The sequence below is a fragment of the Pseudoxanthomonas sp. GW2 genome (assembly GCF_000283075.1).
Lineage (GTDB): Bacteria > Pseudomonadota > Gammaproteobacteria > Xanthomonadales > Xanthomonadaceae > Pseudoxanthomonas.
Genome location: NZ_ALIP01000119.1, coordinates 1 through 15,419 on the forward strand (window position 1 = coordinate 1; position 15,419 = coordinate 15,419).

Below are 15,419 nucleotides of genomic sequence, written 5' to 3' on the forward strand. Positions count from 1 at the left end.
CCCGCCTCAGCCGCGCAACTCGCGCGGGCGCAGGCCCAGGGCCAGCAGCAGCGCGCCATAGGCCGCCGCGCCGGCGCCGACCATCACCGCCAGCCGCCACGCGCGCTCCCACCAGGCCCAGGCCGACCAGTCCGGCCACAGCCAGCCCAGTCCCAGCACCACCACGGCCAGGGCCAGCGCACCGGCGCCGACCTGCAGCAGCAGGCGGCCCCAGCCGGGCTGGCGCCGGTAGACCCCGGCGCGGCGCAGCATCCAGGCCAGCTGCAGGGCATTGGTCCAGCCGGCCACCGCCACCGCCAGCGCCAGCAGCGCATGGGCGCCGCGCACCGTGCCCAGGGCCGCCACCGCGCTGCCGCCGGCGGCGGCCAGCGCCTGGCGGCCGGTGTCGGTGGCGTACAGCAGGAGGGCGAAGAACAGCAGGGTGCTGGCGACGTTGACCAGCACCGCGAACACCGCCGCGCGCACCGGGGAGCGGGTGTCCTGGCGCGAATAGAAGGCCGGGGCCAGCACCTTCACCAGCAGGAAGGCCGGCACCGCCAGCGATTGCGCGACCAGGCTCAGCGCGCTCATGCGCGCGTCTTCCGCGCCGAACTCGCCGTACTGGAACAGGGTGGCCACCAGCGGCCGGGCGCACAGCACCAGGCCCAGGGTGGCCGGCACGCCGATCAGCACGCACAGGCGGAAGCCCCAGTCCAGGCCGCGCGAGAACCCGTCCGGGTCGGCGCTGGCGTGGCGCGAGGACAGGTGCGGCAGGATCACGGTGCCGATCGCCACCCCGAACATGCCCAGCGGGAACTCCAGCAGGCGGTCGCTGTAGTACAGCCAGGTCATGCTGCCGCCGACCAGCAGCGAGGCCAGCTGGGTATTGATCAGCAGGTTGAACTGCACCACCGAGGAACCGAACAGGGTCGGCACCATCAGCGTCATCACCCGGCGCACGCCGGCATGGGCCAGGTCCAGGCGCGGCCGCGGCAGCAGCCCCAGCTGCGCCAGCGCCGGCAGGTGGAAGGCCAGCTGCAGGATGCCGGCCACCAGCACGCCCCAGGCCAGCACCTTCACCGAACCACCCAGCCAGTGCCCGCCGACCACCGCGGCGGCGATCAGCGCCAGGTTCAGCAGCACCGGCGACAGGGCCGGCACGCCGAAGCGCTGCCAGGTGTTGAGGATGCCGCCGGCCAGCGAGGCCAGGGAGATGAACAGCGCGTACGGGAAGGTGATGCGCAGCATCTCCACGAACAGCGCGTAGGTCTCCGGCTCCTCGACGAATCCCGGGACCAGCAGCCGCCCCACCCAGGGCGCGAACAGCAGGACCGCGGCCACCAGCACCAGCAGGGCGGCCAGCAGGGCACCGGTCACGCGGTCGACCAGGGCACGGACCGCGTCGGCGCCGTACTTCTCCTTGTACTCGGCCAGCACCGGCACGAAGGCCATCGAGAACGAGCCCTCGGCCGAGAGCCGGCGCATGAAATTGGGGATGCGGAACGCGGCGATGAACGCGTCCATTGCCGGGCTGGCGCCGAACACGATGGCGTAGACCTGGTCGCGCACCAGGCCCGACACCCGGGAGACGAAGGTCAGGGAGCTGAACAGTGACGCGGAACGCAACAGGCGGGAGCCGCTCATCGACCGGCCTCCGGGCCGTCTACGGCGGGCCGACCACAACGGTTGACCCAAGCCCTTGAATAAACCATAATTTCGCGTTCGCTGTACTCCACCATACCGTTTTCGTACCCGTTTTTCAGGAATCCACCGCCGTGGCCAACATCAAGTCCGCCAAGAAGCGCGCCAAGCAGACGGTCGTGCGCAACGCGCGCAACACCGCCCAGCGCTCGCAGCTCCGCACCGCCGTCAAGAAGGTCCTCAAGGCCCTGGACGCCAACGACGCCGCCGGCGCCGAGGCCGCCTTCGCCATCGCCCAGCCGCTGCTGGACCGCTTCAGCGCCCGCGGCCTGATCCACAAGAACAAGGCCGCCCGTCACAAGAGCCGCCTGACCGCGCGCATCAAGGCCATCAAGGCCGCCGCCTGATCCCTGGCGGAGGGCGGGCCGCGCAGCGCGCGCCGGCCCTTCCGCGCCAGCCAGGCATACGAAAAACCCGGCTTCGGCCGGGTTTTTCGTTGCGCGGAATCCAGACTCAGGCCGATGCATCTTCATCGGCCTCGGCTTCAGCGTGGCGCTGCCGGTCCAGGAAACCCATCACCTGCTGCATGATCGGCCAGGTGCCCTCGCGGCCCAGGGCCGAGACCAGGAACCAGGGCTGGGTCCAGCCCAGCTCGGCGACGATGGCCTGCGCACGCTCGCGGGCCTCGTCCTCGAACATCAGGTCGGCCTTGTTCAGCACCAGCCAGCGCGGCTTGGCCAGCAGCCCGGGATCGTGCCGCTCCAGTTCGCGCTCGATCGCGCGCACCTGGTCGACCGGGGACATGACCTCCACGCCCTCGTAGCCGTCCATCGGCGCGATGTCGACCAGGTGCAGGAGCAGGCGGGTGCGCTGCAGGTGGCGCAGGAACTGCGCGCCGAGGCCGGCGCCGTCGGCGGCGCCCTCGATCAGGCCCGGGATGTCGGCGATCACGAAGCTGCGGTGCGGCTCGACGCTGACCACGCCCAGGTTCGGATAGAGAGTGGTGAACGGATAATCCGCCACCTTCGGGGTGGCGGCGGAGACCGCGCGCACGAAGGTGCTCTTGCCGGCATTGGGGAAGCCCAGCAGGCCGACGTCGGCCAGCAGCTTCAGCTCCAGCTTCAGCGTGCGCTGCTCGCCCGGCTCGCCCGGGGTCGCCTGGCGCGGGGCGCGGTTGGTCGAGCTCTTGAAGTGCATGTTGCCCAGGCCGCCCTTGCCGCCGCGGGCCACCAGCAGGCGCTGGCCGTGCGCGGTCAGGTCGCCGATGACCTCGTCGGTCTCGACGTTGGTCACCACGGTGCCGACCGGGACGGTGATGAACAGGTCCTCGCCGCCCTTGCCGTACATCTGCCGGCCCATGCCGTTCTGCCCGCGCTGGGCGCGGAAGCGGCGCTCGTGGCGGAAGTCGACCAGGGTGTTGAGGTTCTCGTCGGCGACCAGCCAGACGCTGCCGCCATCGCCGCCGTCGCCGCCGTCCGGACCGCCCAGCGGGATGAACTTCTCGCGGCGGAAGCCGACGCATCCGTTGCCGCCATTGCCGGCGATCACCTCGATTTCAGCTTCGTCGACCAGTTTCATGGGGCAGCAGGACTCGGGAGGGGGAATGCGACGGGGCACAGTCTAGCCGGCCCGGCCCGGCCCGGCGCGGGCCGCGGGTGCCCCAGAAACGGAAAGCCCCGCCTAAGCGGGGCCTGCCGTGCGGTCCGGCCGCGCCAGGCGCGGCCAGCAATCAGGCTTCAGCGACGACGCTGACGGTGCGGCGCTTGGCCGGACCCTTGGTCGTGAACTGGACCTTGCCGTCGACCAGCGCGAACAGCGTGTGGTCGCGGCCCAGGCCGACGCCGGCGCCCGGGTGGAACTGGGTGCCGCGCTGGCGGACGATGATGTTGCCGGCTTCGACGGCCTGGCCGCCGAACACCTTCACGCCCAGGTACTTCGGATTGGAATCGCGGCCGTTGCGCGAGGAGCCTACGCCCTTTTTGTGTGCCATGACGGGATCTCCCTACTGATTAGCCGGCGATGCCGGTGATTTCGATTTCGGTGTAGTGCTGGCGGTGGCCCTGCCGCTTCATGTGGTGCTTGCGGCGGCGGAACTTGATGATCTTGACCTTGTCGGCGCGGCCGTGGCCGACGACCTTCGCGGTCACGCTCGCGCCCTTGAGGGCGTCACCGACCTTGATCCCGTCGCTGTCGCCCAGCAGCAGGATGTTGTCGAACTTGATCTCGGAGCCGGCCTCGGCCTCGAGCTTCTCGACGCGGAGCTTCTCGCCCTGCGCCACGCGGTACTGCTTACCGCCGGTTACCAGAACTGCGTACATGACCAGGCATTCCTCTGTTGTTATTGTGGTCAACCCTGCCCGCGGATGGGCGGACAGAAGCGGAATTGTAGGGGTCCGGCCAGGCCCGGGTCAAGCCACCCCCATGGACCTGAACAGCGGCCCCGGCCCGCCGCCGGGCGGGTTGCGGGCGCGGCCCGTTGCCCCCAAATCGGGCGTTCCCTTACGCTGGCGCATTGCCTCCGCAGAGCCCCCACTGATGGATGCCATCAAGATCCGCGGCGCGCGGACCCACAACCTCAAGAACATCGACGTCGACCTGCCGCGCGACAAGCTGATCGTGATCACCGGCCTGTCCGGGTCCGGCAAGTCGTCGCTGGCGTTCGACACCATCTACGCCGAGGGCCAGCGGCGCTACGTGGAGTCGCTCTCGGCCTACGCCCGGCAGTTCCTCAGCGTGATGGAGAAGCCGGACGTCGACCACATCGAGGGCCTGTCCCCGGCCATCTCGATCGAGCAGAAGTCGACCTCGCACAACCCGCGCTCGACCGTCGGCACCATCACCGAGATCTACGACTACCTGCGCCTGCTGTACGCGCGGGTGGGCATCCCGCGCTGCCCGGACCACGGCTACCCGCTGGAGGCCCAGACCGTGGGCCAGATGGTCGACCAGGTGCTGGCCCTGGACCCGGAGCAGCGCTGGATGCTGCTGGCCCCGGTGGTGCGCGAGCGCAAGGGCGAGCACGTGCAGGTATTCGAGCAGCTGCGCGCCCAGGGCTTCGTCCGGGTGCGGGTCGACGGCACCCTGCACGAGATCGACGCGGTGCCGGCCCTGGCCCTGCGCCAGAAGCACACCATCGAGGCGGTGATCGACCGCTTCCGCCCGCGCGAGGACATCAAGCAGCGCCTGGCCGAGTCGTTCGAGACCGCGCTCAAGCTGGGCGACGGCATGGCCATGGTCATGTCGCTGGACAACCCGGACGCGCCGCCGCAGCTGTTCTCGTCCAAGTACTCCTGCCCGGTGTGCGACTACTCGCTGCCGGACCTGGAGCCGCGGCTGTTCTCGTTCAACGCGCCGATGGGCGCCTGCCCATCCTGCGACGGCCTGGGCATGGCCGAGTTCTTCGACCCGGCACGGGTGGTCGCGCACCCGGAGCTGTCGCTGGCCGCCGGCGCGGTGCGCGGCTGGGACCGCCGCAACGCCTACTACTTCCAGCTGATCAACTCGCTGGCCAGGCACTACCGCTTCGACCCGGACACCCCGTGGAACCAGCTGCCCGAGCACGTGCAGCAGGCGATCCTGTACGGCAGCGGCGACGAGGTGATCACCTTCACCTACCTCACCGAGGCCGGCGGCCGCACCCAGCGCAAGCACCGCTTCGAGGGCATCATCAACAACCTCGAGCGCCGCTACCGCGAGACCGAGTCGGCGGCGGTGCAGGAGGAGCTGGGCAAGTACATCTCCGAGCGCGCCTGTCCCGAGTGCGGCGGCGCCCGGCTCAACCGGGCCGCGCGCAACGTGTTCGTCGCCGACCGCGCCCTGCCCGAGCTGGTGGTGATGCCGATCGACGAGGCCCTGGCCTTCTTCCGCGACCTGAAGCTGCCGGGCTGGCGCGGCGAGATCGCGGCCAAGATCGTCAAGGAGATCAACGAGCGGCTGGGCTTCCTGGTCGACGTCGGCCTGGACTACCTGACCCTGGAGCGCAAGGCAGACACCCTGTCCGGCGGCGAGGCCCAGCGCATCCGCCTGGCCAGCCAGATCGGCGCCGGCCTGGTGGGCGTGATGTACGTGCTCGACGAGCCCTCCATCGGCCTGCACCAGCGCGACAACGAGCGCCTGCTGGGCACCCTCACCCGCCTGCGCGACCTGGGCAACACGGTGATCGTGGTCGAGCACGACGAGGATGCGATCCGCGCCGCCGACCACGTGCTGGACATCGGCCCCGGCGCCGGCGTGCACGGCGGCGAGGTGGTCGGCCAGGGCACCCTGGAGGACCTGGTGCGCTCGCCGCGCTCGCTGACCGGCCAGTACCTGTCCGGAAAGCGCAGGATCGAGGTGCCGGCCAGGCGCCACAAGCCGAACCCGAAGATGACCCTGCGCCTGTACGGCGCCAGCGGCAACAACCTCAAGGACGTCGACCTGGAGATCCCGGCCGGGCTGTTCACCTGCGTCACCGGCGTGTCCGGCTCGGGCAAGTCGACCCTGATCAACGACACCCTGTTCGCGCTGGCGGCCAACGAGATCAACGGCGCCTCGCACCCGGTGGCGCCGTACCGCGAGGTCGAGGGCCTTGACCTGTTCGACAAGATCGTCGACATCGACCAGTCCCCGATCGGCCGCACCCCGCGCTCCAACCCGGCCACCTACACCGGCCTGTTCACCCCGCTGCGCGAGCTGTTCGCGCAGGTGCCGGAGGCGCGCGCACGCGGCTACTCGCCGGGCCGCTTCAGCTTCAACGTGCGCGGCGGCCGCTGCGAGGCCTGCCAGGGCGACGGCCTGATCAAGGTCGAGATGCACTTCCTGCCGGACGTGTACGTGCCCTGCGACGTGTGCGGCGGCAAGCGCTACAACCGCGAGACCCTGGACATCCTGTACAAGGGCCACAGCATCCACGACGTGCTGGAGATGACGGTCGAGGACGCGCTGCGGCTGTTCGAGAACGTCCCGCCCATCGCCCGCAAGCTGGAGACCCTGGTCGACGTGGGCCTGAGCTACGTCAAGCTCGGCCAGAGCGCGACCACCCTGTCCGGCGGCGAGGCGCAGCGCGTGAAGCTGTCCAAGGAGCTGTCGCGGCGCGATACCGGCCGCACCCTGTACATCCTCGACGAGCCGACCACCGGCCTGCACTTCCACGACATCGAGCACCTGCTGGGCGTGCTGCACCGGCTGCGCGACGAGGGCAACACCGTGGTGGTGATCGAGCACAACCTGGACGTGATCAAGACCGCCGACTGGATCGTGGACCTCGGTCCGGAGGGCGGCCACCGCGGCGGCCAGATCATCGCCACCGGCACGCCGGAGGAGATCGCCGCCAACCCGGCCTCGCACACCGGCCGCTTCCTGGCCAAGCTGCTGCCGGAAACGAAGACGCCGCGCGGCAGCAAGCCCGCCGCCGTGGCGAAGGATCCGGTGCTGCCGCCGCGCAAGAGCGCGGCAAAGAAGGCCCCGGCAAGGAAAACCAAGAGCAGGACCGCATGACCGCAACCTCCCCCACCCCGCAGCCGCGCCTGCTGGCGCGCGTGCCGATCAGCGTGCGCTGGCGCGACATGGACGCCATGGGCCACGTCAACAACGCCAAGTACGTGTCCTACCTGGAAGAAGCGCGCGTGCGCTGGATGCAGGGCGTGCCGGGCGTGTCCATGAGCGACCGCATCGCCCCGGTCGTGGCCGCCACCAACGTCAACTACCGCGCGCCGATCGTGTGGCCCAACGACATCGTCGTGGAGCTGTTCGTCGAGCGCCTGGGCAACAGCAGCGTCACCATCGGCCACCGCATCCTCGACCAGAAGGACGAGCGCATCCTGTACTCGGACGGCAACGTGGTGGTGGTCTGGATGGACACCCAGACCGGCCGCAGCGCGCCGCTGCCGGACGCGATCCGCGCCGCCGCGGCCTGACCGCCTGTCCGGCGCCGGCCGGGCGCCGGCTCCGCCTTCGTTTTCCGGGAACGCCGCGCCTGCCGGGCGCGGCGGGCCTCAGCGCGCGCCCGGGTCGCGCACCACCAGCATGTCCACCGGCGAGGTCTCGAGCAGGCGCTGGGCCACGCTGCCCAGCAGCACGTCGGCCATCGCGCTGCGCCCGCGCGAGGCGACCACCGCCAGGTCGACCGGGAACTGCGCGGCGTACAGCCGCAGCAGCAGGGACGGGTCGCCGCGCTCGGCCACCAGGCTGACCGCGCTGGCGCCGCCGGGCGGCTCGCACGCGGCGATGAAGGCCCGGCCCTCGGCTTCGGCGCGGCTGCGCGCGGCGGCCCGCAGTTGGTCGCGGGCGGCGTCGGCCAGCCCGGCCAGCGGCGCCTCGTAGCCGTGCAGCACGCTGATCGCGGCATCCGGGAACAGCGCCGCCGCGGTGCGGAACGCATGCGCCGAGGCCGCCGACCAGTCGCTGGCCACGGCCATGCGCCGGTACGGCCCGTGCGTGCGCCGGCGCACCACCAGCACCGGCAAGGGCGAGCGCCGCGCCAGCTGGTCCACGGTCGAACCCAGCACCAGCCGGCCCAACGGCTCCTGCCGGGCGACGCCGGTGACCACCAGGCCGCAGCCTTCCTCGTGCGCCACTTCCAGCAGGCGCTCGGCGACCCGGCCGCCCTGCTCGACCCGCAAGGTAACGTCGACGCCGCGCGCGGCCGCGTCGTCGCGCAGCTGCTTCTCCGCCGCGTGCACCGGGTCGCTGCCGCGGTACCAGTCCGGCGGATCGCGGACCAGCATGGCGTGGGCCTCGACCGCGTTGGCGTCGACCACGTTGGCCACCACCAGGCGCGCGTCCCAGGCCCGGGCCAGCTGCAGCGCGCGGTCCAGCGCGCGGTCGCTGCGCGCGTCCAGGTCGCTGGCCAGCAGGATCGAACGTGGCCAGCCCTTCGATTCGCTCATGCCTCCCCTCCCTTCAGGCCGCGGCTTGGGCCTGGAGCCATGTGGCACGCCCCGCGCGGGGCGGCTCAGTGATGGTGGTGCGCGTGCGGGTCGGCCGCGGCCGGCCCGGGCGCGGCGCGGCGCACGGCCAGCTCCACCGGCACCTCGCGGCCGTCGGCCAGCAGCAGCACCAGCGGCACGCGCTCGCCCTCGGCCAGGGCCTTGCCCGGCTGCATCAGCATCAGGTGCAGGCCGCCCGGCTGCAGCACCGCCTCGCCGTGCACCGGCAGCGGCAGCCGCTCCAGCTCGCGCATGCGGCTGAGGCCGTCGACCTGGGTGGTCTCGTGCACGCTGACCTCGGCGAACGCCGGGCTGCGTGCGCCGACCACCGCCACCGCCTCGCCGCAGTGGTTGGCGATGCGGCCGAAGCCGGCCAGCATGCGCGGCTGCGGCACCGGCGACAGCCGGATCCAGCCGTCCTCCATCACCACGCAAGCGGCCTTCGCATCGTCCGATGCGGGCGTGGCGGCGCGGGTGGCGGCGCGGGTGGCGGCGGGGAGCGCGGCCAAGGCGGCCGCGATGGCGATCGGGAGCAGTCGTCGGATGTCCATGGCCCCTATCATAGCCGCCCCATACGCATGCCACCGGACCGCCCATGAACGCCTTCGTGCAGACCATCGACCACGGCCGCATCCGCGAACTGCGCCTGGCGCGCCCGCCGGTCAACGCGCTGGATCCGGCGTTGTGCCGGGCGCTGATCGCCGGCCTGGAGACCGCGGTGGCCGAGGACATGGACGCGGTGGTGGTGTCCGGCGCGCCGGGCATGTTCTCCGCCGGCCTGGACGTGCCCTACCTGATGTCGCTGGGCGAGGACCGCCACGCCCTGCAGGCGGCCTGGGGCGCGTTTTTCGGCGCGGCGCGCGCGCTGGCCGGGTTGCGCATCCCGGTGGTGGCGGCGGTCACCGGACATGCACCGGCCGGCGGCTGCGTGCTGTCGCTGTGCTGCGACTACCGGATCATGGCGCGCTCGCCGGATCCAGCCAGACCGTTCGCCATCGGCATGAACGAGACCCAGGTCGGCCTGGCCGTGCCCGATGGCGCGCAGCAGCTGATGCGGCGGGTGGTCGGCCACCACCGCGCCGAGCGCCTGCTGGTCGCCGGGGCCATGGTTCCGGACCAGGAAGCGCTGCGCATCGGCCTGGTCGACGAGCTGGTCGCGGTGGAGGAAGTGGTGCCGCGCGCCCTGGCCTGGCTGGAGCCGCTGCTGCGCCTGCCGCGCGCGCCGATGCTGCAGACCCGCGCCCTGGCCCGCGCCGACCTGGTGCGCGCGCTGGACCCGGACCACCTGCACCTGGACCGCTTCGTCGACGGCTGGTACGAGCCGGACACCCAGGCCGGCCTGCGCGCCCTGCTGGCGAAGCTCGGCAAGGCCTGAGCGCTCAGCCCGGCCACGGCTCCAGGTGCTCGGCCAGCACCTGGGCCAGCCAGTCCATCACCTCGCGCACCCGGCGCGGCATGTGCCGCTGCAGCGGATACAGCAGGCTGACCGGCATCGGCGCGGCCGGCAGCTGCGGCAGCACCTCGACCAGGCGGCCGTCGGCCAGCGCCTCGCGCACGCCGAAGCGCGGCAGCTGGATCAGGCCCAGCCCGGCCAGGGCCGCGCCGACATAGGCCTCGCCGTTGTCCACGATGACCGCACCCGGCAGCTCCAGGCTGGCATGGCCGCCGCCGGGCAGCGGGTACTCGAACCCCTCCGGCTTCTGGCCGAAGGCCACCGCGAACTGCACCAGGCGGTGGGAGGCCAGGTCCTCCAGCGTGCGCGGCATGCCGTGGCGCTCCAGGTAGGCCGGACTGGCGCAGGTGACCACCGGCGCCAGGCCCAGGCGCCGCGCGACCAGGCTCGGATCGACGACGTCACCGGTACGCACCACGCAGTCATCGCCCTCGCGCACCACGTCGACCCGGCGCTCGCCGGCGCCCAGCTCGATCTGCAGCCCCGGGTGCGCCTCCAGGAACGCCCCCAGCCGCGGCAGCACCAGCTGCCGGGCCATGCCGCCGGACATGCCGATCCGCACCCGGCCGCTGAGCTGCTGCGGCTCGCGCCGGAACATGCTTTGCAGCTCCTCGGCCTCGCCGAGGAAGTCGCGGCAGCGCTCCAGGAACAGCGCGCCGTCGCCGGTCAGCTGTACCCGCCGCGTGGTGCGGTGGAACAGCTGGGTGCCCAGCTCCGCCTCCAGCCGGCGCACCGCGGTGGACACGCTGGCCTTGGGCAGGCCCAGGCTGTCGGCGGCGCGGGTGAAGCCGCCAAGTTCGGCGACGCGGAGGAAGATGCGGTAATACTCGAGCTGGTCCATGGACTGTTCACCACAGGCGAACAAAGAAATCGGATGAGCCGAGTTTATCAGCCAATCTGGCACCAATAGCCTGTGCGTGTCCCATTCCTCCCCACGCACGGAGCCTCGCCATGGATACCCCCGCCTCCCCCGTCACCCTGATCACCGGCGGCAGCCGCGGCCTCGGCCGCAACGCCGCCATCCACCTGGCCCGCGCCGGCCACGACCTGATCCTCACCTACCGCAGCAAGGCCGCCGAGGCCGAAGCCGTCGCCGCCGAGCTGCAGGCGCTCGGGCGCCGGGTCGCGGTGCTGCCGCTGGACGTGGCCGACAGCGGCAGCTTCGCGGCCTTCGCCGGACGCGTGCGCGAGGTGCTGGCCGGCTGGGGCCGGCAGCGGTTCGAGCACCTGGTCAACAACGCCGGCACAGGCCTGCACGTGCCCTTCGCCGAGACCACCGAGGCGCAGCTGGACGAGATGTACCGGATCCACTTCAAGGGCCCGTACCTGCTGACCCAGGCCCTGCTGCCGCTGCTTGCCGACGGCGGCCGCATCCTCAACATCTCCAGCGGCCTGGCCCGCTTCAGCATGCCCGGCACTTCGGCCTACGGCTCGATGAAGGGCGCGGTGGAGGTGCTGACCCGCTACCTGGCACGCGAACTTGGCGAGCGCCGGATCAGCGTCAACACCCTGGCCCCGGGCGCGATCGAGACCGACTTCGGCGGCGGCCGCCTGCGCGACGACCGCCAGCTCAATGCCTGGGTCGCCTCGCAGACCCCGCTGGGACGCGTCGGCCAGCCGGACGACATCGGCGGCGCGGTGGCCGCGCTGCTGGGCCCGGGCACGGCCTGGATCAACGGCCAGCGCATCGAGGCCTCCGGCGGCATGCTGCTCTGAGCCCGGATGCCGGCCCGGCGGGCTGCGGCCCGCCGGGTGGCCTACTGGGCGCTGCGCGCCACCGGGCGCGAGGGATCGGCGATCCAGCCGCTCCAGGACCCGGCGTAGACCCGCGCGCCGGACAGCCCGGCGTGCTCCATCGCCAGCAGCAAGTGGCAGGCGGTGACGCCGGAGCCGCACATCAGCACCGCATCCGGCGGCGCCCAGCCATGCAGCAGCGGCTCCAGCTCGGCGCGCAGTTCCTGCGCGGGGCGGAAGCGGCCATCGCGCAGGTTCAGGGTGAAGGGACGGTTGACCGCGCCGGGCACGTGGCCGGCGACCGGATCGATCGGTTCGACCTCGCCGCGGAAGCGCTCGGCACCGCGCGCGTCCAGCAGCCAGCCGGCCGGCTCGCCCAACCGCTGCAGCCCGTCCGCCGCGGTGGCGATGCGGGCCTGGTCGTAACCGGGCGAGGGATACGGCGGCAGCGGCGCCGGCGCTCCGGCGCCATCGCCGGATTCGGGCAGGCCGGCAGCGCGCCAGGCGGCCAGGCCGCCGTCCAGCACCGCCACCCGGGCATGGCCCAGCAGGCGCAGCAGCCACCAGGCGCGTGCCGCGGCCATGCTGCCGTCGCCGGCGTCGTAGACCACCACCTGGTGCTCCGGGCCGATGCCCCAGGCGCCCACGCGCCGGGCGAAATCCTCCGCGCGCGGCAGCGGATGCCGGCCTTCGCCCTGCACGTCGTGGTCGGACAGGTCGCGGTCCAGGTCGGCGTGGCGCGCGCGCGGCAGGTGCGAGGCCGCGAACGCGGCGGCGCCGGCCTGCGGATCGGCCAGCACCGCGCGCGCGTCGAGCAGGCGCAGGCCGGGGTCGTCCAGCCGCGCCGCCAGCGCGGGCACGTCCACCAGGGTGGTCCAGTGCATGCCGCTCATCTTCCCTCCTCCAGGCGTCTCCTCAGGTTGTACAGGATCGCCGCGGTCGCGCCCCAGATGCGCTGTTCCGGCCAGTCGTACTCCAGCACGGTGCGGGTGCGTCCGCGGTAGTCCATGTCGATCCGGCGCAGGCGCGCCGGCTCCATCAGGTAGTCCAGCGGCACCTCGAACACCTGCGCCACCTCGCCAGGTTCCGGGCGCGGCACGAAGTCCGGGTCGACCGCCGCCACCACCGGGGTGATGCGGAAGCCGCTGATGGTCAGCAGCGGGTCCAGGTAGCCCAGCGGCGCGACTTGGCACACCGGCAACGCGATTTCCTCGTGGCTCTCGCGCAGCGCCGCCGCCAGCACGCCGCGGTCCGCCGACTCCACCCTTCCGCCGGGGAAGCTGACCTGGCCGCCATGGTGGCGCAGGCCATCGGTGCGCAGGGTCAGCAGCACCCGCGTGCCCTCCACGCGCGGGACCAGGCCAACCAGCACCGCGGCCTCGGCCGGGGCATGCGGGCCGAGCAGGTCGGCCAGTTCGTCGCGGTTCCAGCCCTGCTCGCGCGGCGGCTGGCGCAACGGGTGCAGCACCCGCTGCAGGCCGTCCCGCTCGCGCAGGCGCTGCACGAAGACCTGGCGTTGCCGCTGGCGCTGCTGCAAGACCTCCTCCATCAGGCGCCGGCGCTGGCCCTCGTCCATCCGGCTCCAGGCACCGATTTCCTCGCCGCTGCGCAGGCAACCTTCGCACAGACCGTCGCGGTCCAGGCGGCACAGCCCGATGCACGGGCTGGAAACGGTAGCCAGGTCTGGGTAAACGCTCACGTCACGGGATCCTGCAGGGCCGGAAACGACTGCGCCGGCACGAAGCCGGCGCAGCAACACGGACGGCGGTGGCCGCCGCGTATTACTTGACCGACACCAGCTTGATCTCGAACACCACCGCCACGTTCGGCGGGAAGCCGGTGCGCGGGTCGGCGCCGTAGGCCTTGTCCGGCGGCAGGGCGACTTCCCACTTGGAGCCGGCCGGCATCTGCAGCAGGACCTCGCGCATGGCTGCCATCTCGACCTCGCTGACCTTGATCGACGGGATCTGCTGTGCCGGGCGCGCCTGCTCCGGGCGCTGGCCGTAGGGGTACGGACCGGCAACCTCCAGCTGCACGGTGCTGGCCTGGGTCGGCTTGGCACCGTTGCCGGCCTCGACCACCTTGTAGGCCACGCCGCTGGGCAGGGTCTTCACGCCCGCCTGGCCCTTGTAGCTGGCGATGAACTGGTCGGAGCGGGTCTTGTTCTCCGCGGCGGCCTTGTCGTACTGGGCCTTGGCCTCCTGCATGCGGGCCTGCTCGCGCTTCTGGAAGGCTTCCAGGGCCGGGCGCAGCTGCTCGGCGGTGATCGCCGGCTCCTTCTTGGCCAGGGCGTCCTGCAGGCCCTTGACCACCGAATTGACGTCGAGCTGCTCGCCGCGGGCCTGCAGTTCGGCAAGGTTGTTGCCGTAGTCATAGCCGAAGTAGTAGCTCAGCTTGCCCTTCTCGGACGTGGTGTCCTGGGCGAGGGCACTGCCGGCCACGGCCATGGCGGCAAGGGCGACAGCGATCGGACGCAACTTCATCAAGTTCTTCTCCGGAAGGGGGACGGTCGGCCCCGGGTGTTCGACGCGCTAGGATAGCCGCCGCTTGGTTGCCCGCGCCAGAGCGCGCGGGACAGGCCTGTGACCGTGGCGGACCCGCGAAGTTCCGCCGCTTCCTTCACATTCCCGAACCGTACCGACAAGGAGCCCCATGGCGTCCAGTCCCGTCACCGTCCGCGACGCCGATGGCGTCCGCACCATCACCATCGACCGTCCCGAGCGGCTCAACGCCCTGGACCGGCAGACCCTGGAGGCGCTGGACGCGGCCTTTGCCGCGGCGTCGGCCGATACCGCCGTGCGCGTGGTGGTACTCACCGGCGCCGGCCCCAAGGCCTTCGTGGCCGGCGCCGACATCGCCGAGATGAACCAGCTCGGCCCGATCGAGGCACGCGAGTTCTCCCTGCTGGGCCAGCGCCTGATGCGCCGGATCGAGCGCATGCCCAAGCCGGTGATCGCCGCGGTCAACGGCTACGCCCTGGGCGGCGGCCTGGAACTGGCCATGGCCTGCCACCTGCGCATCGCCGCCGACAGCGCGCGCCTGGGCCAGCCGGAAATCAACCTGGGCCTGGTCCCGGGCTTCGGCGGCACCCAGCGCCTGCTGCGCCTGTGCGGCCGCGCCGCGGCGCTGGAGCTGTGCCTGCTCGGCAAGCCCATCGATGCCGCCCGCGCCCTTCAGCTGGGCCTGGTGAACCGTGTGGTCCCGGCCGCGGAACTCGAGTCCGAGGTCGCCACCCTCGCCGGCAGCCTGGCCACGGCCGCGCCGCTGGCGCTGCGCGCGGTCCTGGACGCGGTGGTGGTCGGCGGCGAGTGCGCGATCGAGGAAGGCCTGCAGTTCGAGACCGCGCAGTTCGCCCTGCTGTTCGCCACCGAGGACATGCGCGAGGGCACCTCCGCCTTCCTCGGCAAGCGCACCCCGCAGTTCCGCAACCGCTGACCGGGCGATGGCGACGATGCAGGACCCGGCCCGCCAGGCGCAGCGCGCGCGCCTGCTCGCGCTGCTGGCCGATGGCGACCTCGACGCCGCGCTGCAGGCCGGGCTGATGGACTACCCCGCCTTGCCCGCCGCGGCGGAGGACGCGCCGCTGCTTGCGGCGCAACAGCGCCTGCGCACGGCCTGGGCCGCGCGCGAGCGGCACCGCGCGCGCGCCGCGCGGCTGGAGCGGATTGCCGCCGAGCGCGAGGCCCGGCGCCGCGCCGCGGCCGTTC

Annotated in this window: 16 protein-coding genes and 1 pseudogene; 7 read left to right on the plus strand and 10 right to left on the minus strand. The window is 72.3% G+C overall.

Annotated features, from left to right (window positions below; all coding sequences use genetic code 11):
* Positions 1–6: 6 nt before the first annotated feature.
* On the minus strand, positions 7–1,623 hold the full coding sequence (murJ, locus tag B351_RS0109835; protein ID WP_019398867.1) for a murein biosynthesis integral membrane protein MurJ: 1,617 nt from the start codon (positions 1,621–1,623) through the stop codon (positions 7–9).
* Between the two features lie 131 nt (positions 1,624–1,754).
* On the opposite strand from murJ, the gene rpsT reads away from it, so the two are divergent.
* Positions 1,755–2,027 carry a 30S ribosomal protein S20 gene (gene rpsT / locus B351_RS0109840; protein ID WP_019398868.1) on the plus strand — a complete coding sequence of 91 codons (273 nt, stop codon included), beginning with the start codon at positions 1,755–1,757 and terminating at the stop codon, positions 2,025–2,027.
* A gap of 106 nt (positions 2,028–2,133) precedes the next feature.
* Here the strand turns inward: rpsT and cgtA are convergent, their stop codons facing one another.
* The 3 genes from cgtA to rplU all read right to left on the minus strand — a co-directional run bounded on the left by cgtA (position 2,134) and on the right by rplU (position 3,938).
* Entirely contained in the window at positions 2,134–3,198 is a 1,065-nt protein-coding gene (cgtA, locus tag B351_RS0109845; RefSeq protein ID WP_019398869.1) for an Obg family GTPase CgtA, read from the minus strand.
* A 151-nt stretch (positions 3,199–3,349) separates the two neighbouring features.
* A complete protein-coding gene (gene rpmA, locus B351_RS0109850) occupies positions 3,350–3,610 on the minus strand; it encodes a 50S ribosomal protein L27 (protein ID WP_019398870.1) in 261 nt (86 codons plus the stop codon).
* 19 nt (positions 3,611–3,629) lie between these two features.
* Positions 3,630–3,938 carry a 50S ribosomal protein L21 gene (gene rplU, locus B351_RS0109855; protein ID WP_019398871.1) on the minus strand — a complete coding sequence of 103 codons (309 nt, stop codon included), beginning with the start codon at positions 3,936–3,938 and terminating at the stop codon, positions 3,630–3,632.
* Positions 3,939–4,155: 217 nt separating this feature from the next.
* Here rplU and uvrA point away from each other — a divergent pair, with 217 nt between their 5' ends.
* Both uvrA and B351_RS0109865 read left to right on the plus strand, forming a co-directional pair.
* Complete coding sequence (gene uvrA / locus B351_RS0109860) at positions 4,156–7,095, plus strand: excinuclease ABC subunit UvrA (RefSeq protein WP_019398872.1); 2,940 nt, start codon at positions 4,156–4,158, stop codon at positions 7,093–7,095.
* Positions 7,092–7,514: a thioesterase family protein gene (locus tag B351_RS0109865; RefSeq protein ID WP_019398873.1), complete on the plus strand. Its 423-nt coding sequence runs from the start codon at positions 7,092–7,094 to the stop codon at positions 7,512–7,514. The genes uvrA and B351_RS0109865 overlap by 4 nt, the downstream gene beginning before the upstream one ends.
* 78 nt (positions 7,515–7,592) lie before the next feature.
* On the opposite strand, the gene B351_RS0109870 is transcribed toward B351_RS0109865, so the two are convergent.
* A complete protein-coding gene (locus B351_RS0109870; protein ID WP_019398874.1) occupies positions 7,593–8,486 on the minus strand; it encodes a universal stress protein in 894 nt (297 codons plus the stop codon).
* 65 nt (positions 8,487–8,551) lie between these two features.
* Positions 8,552–9,076, minus strand: coding sequence for a copper chaperone PCu(A)C (locus tag B351_RS17110; protein WP_019398875.1), 525 nt, complete (start codon positions 9,074–9,076; stop codon positions 8,552–8,554).
* Positions 9,077–9,120: 44 nt separating this feature from the next.
* Between B351_RS17110 and B351_RS0109880 the strand changes: the two genes are divergently transcribed.
* Positions 9,121–9,900, plus strand: a complete 780-nt coding sequence (locus B351_RS0109880; protein ID WP_019398876.1) for an enoyl-CoA hydratase/isomerase family protein — start codon at positions 9,121–9,123, stop codon at positions 9,898–9,900.
* 4 nt (positions 9,901–9,904) lie between these two features.
* Here B351_RS0109880 and B351_RS0109885 read toward each other — a convergent pair whose 3' ends face one another.
* Positions 9,905–10,819 carry a LysR family transcriptional regulator gene (locus B351_RS0109885; protein WP_019398877.1) on the minus strand — a complete coding sequence of 305 codons (915 nt, stop codon included), beginning with the start codon at positions 10,817–10,819 and terminating at the stop codon, positions 9,905–9,907.
* 110 nt (positions 10,820–10,929) lie between these two features.
* Here B351_RS0109885 and B351_RS0109890 point away from each other — a divergent pair, with 110 nt between their 5' ends.
* Positions 10,930–11,694, plus strand: a complete 765-nt coding sequence (locus B351_RS0109890; RefSeq protein ID WP_019398878.1) for an SDR family NAD(P)-dependent oxidoreductase — start codon at positions 10,930–10,932, stop codon at positions 11,692–11,694.
* Positions 11,695–11,735: 41 nt separating this feature from the next.
* Here the strand turns inward: B351_RS0109890 and B351_RS0109895 are convergent, their stop codons facing one another.
* The 3 genes from B351_RS0109895 to B351_RS0109905 form a co-directional block, all read right to left on the minus strand.
* On the minus strand, positions 11,736–12,605 hold the full coding sequence (locus tag B351_RS0109895; protein WP_019398879.1) for a sulfurtransferase: 870 nt from the start codon (positions 12,603–12,605) through the stop codon (positions 11,736–11,738).
* Entirely contained in the window at positions 12,602–13,411 is an 810-nt protein-coding gene (locus B351_RS0109900; protein WP_083852429.1) for a CoA pyrophosphatase, read from the minus strand. The genes B351_RS0109895 and B351_RS0109900 overlap by 4 nt, the downstream gene beginning before the upstream one ends.
* A gap of 82 nt (positions 13,412–13,493) precedes the next feature.
* The gene (locus B351_RS0109905; RefSeq protein ID WP_019398881.1) at positions 13,494–14,195 is read right to left on the minus strand and encodes an FKBP-type peptidyl-prolyl cis-trans isomerase N-terminal domain-containing protein; all 702 of its coding nucleotides are present in this window, start codon (positions 14,193–14,195) and stop codon (positions 13,494–13,496) included.
* Between the two features lie 169 nt (positions 14,196–14,364).
* Here B351_RS0109905 and B351_RS0109910 point away from each other — a divergent pair, with 169 nt between their 5' ends.
* Positions 14,365–15,147, plus strand: coding sequence for an enoyl-CoA hydratase/isomerase family protein (locus B351_RS0109910; RefSeq protein ID WP_019398882.1), 783 nt, complete (start codon positions 14,365–14,367; stop codon positions 15,145–15,147).
* Between the two features lie 7 nt (positions 15,148–15,154).
* A pseudogene (locus tag B351_RS16595) lies at positions 15,155–15,419 on the plus strand (hypothetical protein); the annotation flags it as partial.

What these genes read in the sequence shown, in the direction of transcription:
- murJ (WP_019398867.1), bottom strand. Translation starts at nt 1,623, where the DNA reads ATGAGCGGCTCCCGCCTGTTGCGTTCCGCGTCACTGTTCAGCTCCCTG.
- B351_RS0109905 (WP_019398881.1), bottom strand. Translation starts at nt 14,195, where the DNA reads ATGAAGTTGCGTCCGATCGCTGTCGCCCTTGCCGCCATGGCCGTGGCC.
- B351_RS0109870 (WP_019398874.1), bottom strand. Translation starts at nt 8,486, where the DNA reads ATGAGCGAATCGAAGGGCTGGCCACGTTCGATCCTGCTGGCCAGCGAC.
- rpmA (WP_019398870.1), bottom strand. Translation starts at nt 3,610, where the DNA reads ATGGCACACAAAAAGGGCGTAGGCTCCTCGCGCAACGGCCGCGATTCC.
- rplU (WP_019398871.1), bottom strand. Translation starts at nt 3,938, where the DNA reads ATGTACGCAGTTCTGGTAACCGGCGGTAAGCAGTACCGCGTGGCGCAG.
- B351_RS0109885 (WP_019398877.1), bottom strand. Translation starts at nt 10,819, where the DNA reads ATGGACCAGCTCGAGTATTACCGCATCTTCCTCCGCGTCGCCGAACTT.
- B351_RS0109895 (WP_019398879.1), bottom strand. Translation starts at nt 12,605, where the DNA reads ATGAGCGGCATGCACTGGACCACCCTGGTGGACGTGCCCGCGCTGGCG.
- B351_RS0109880 (WP_019398876.1), top strand. Translation starts at nt 9,121, where the DNA reads ATGAACGCCTTCGTGCAGACCATCGACCACGGCCGCATCCGCGAACTG.
- B351_RS0109910 (WP_019398882.1), top strand. Translation starts at nt 14,365, where the DNA reads ATGGCGTCCAGTCCCGTCACCGTCCGCGACGCCGATGGCGTCCGCACC.
- uvrA (WP_019398872.1), top strand. Translation starts at nt 4,156, where the DNA reads ATGGATGCCATCAAGATCCGCGGCGCGCGGACCCACAACCTCAAGAAC.
- cgtA (WP_019398869.1), bottom strand. Translation starts at nt 3,198, where the DNA reads ATGAAACTGGTCGACGAAGCTGAAATCGAGGTGATCGCCGGCAATGGC.
- B351_RS17110 (WP_019398875.1), bottom strand. Translation starts at nt 9,076, where the DNA reads ATGGACATCCGACGACTGCTCCCGATCGCCATCGCGGCCGCCTTGGCC.
- B351_RS0109890 (WP_019398878.1), top strand. Translation starts at nt 10,930, where the DNA reads ATGGATACCCCCGCCTCCCCCGTCACCCTGATCACCGGCGGCAGCCGC.
- B351_RS0109865 (WP_019398873.1), top strand. Translation starts at nt 7,092, where the DNA reads ATGACCGCAACCTCCCCCACCCCGCAGCCGCGCCTGCTGGCGCGCGTG.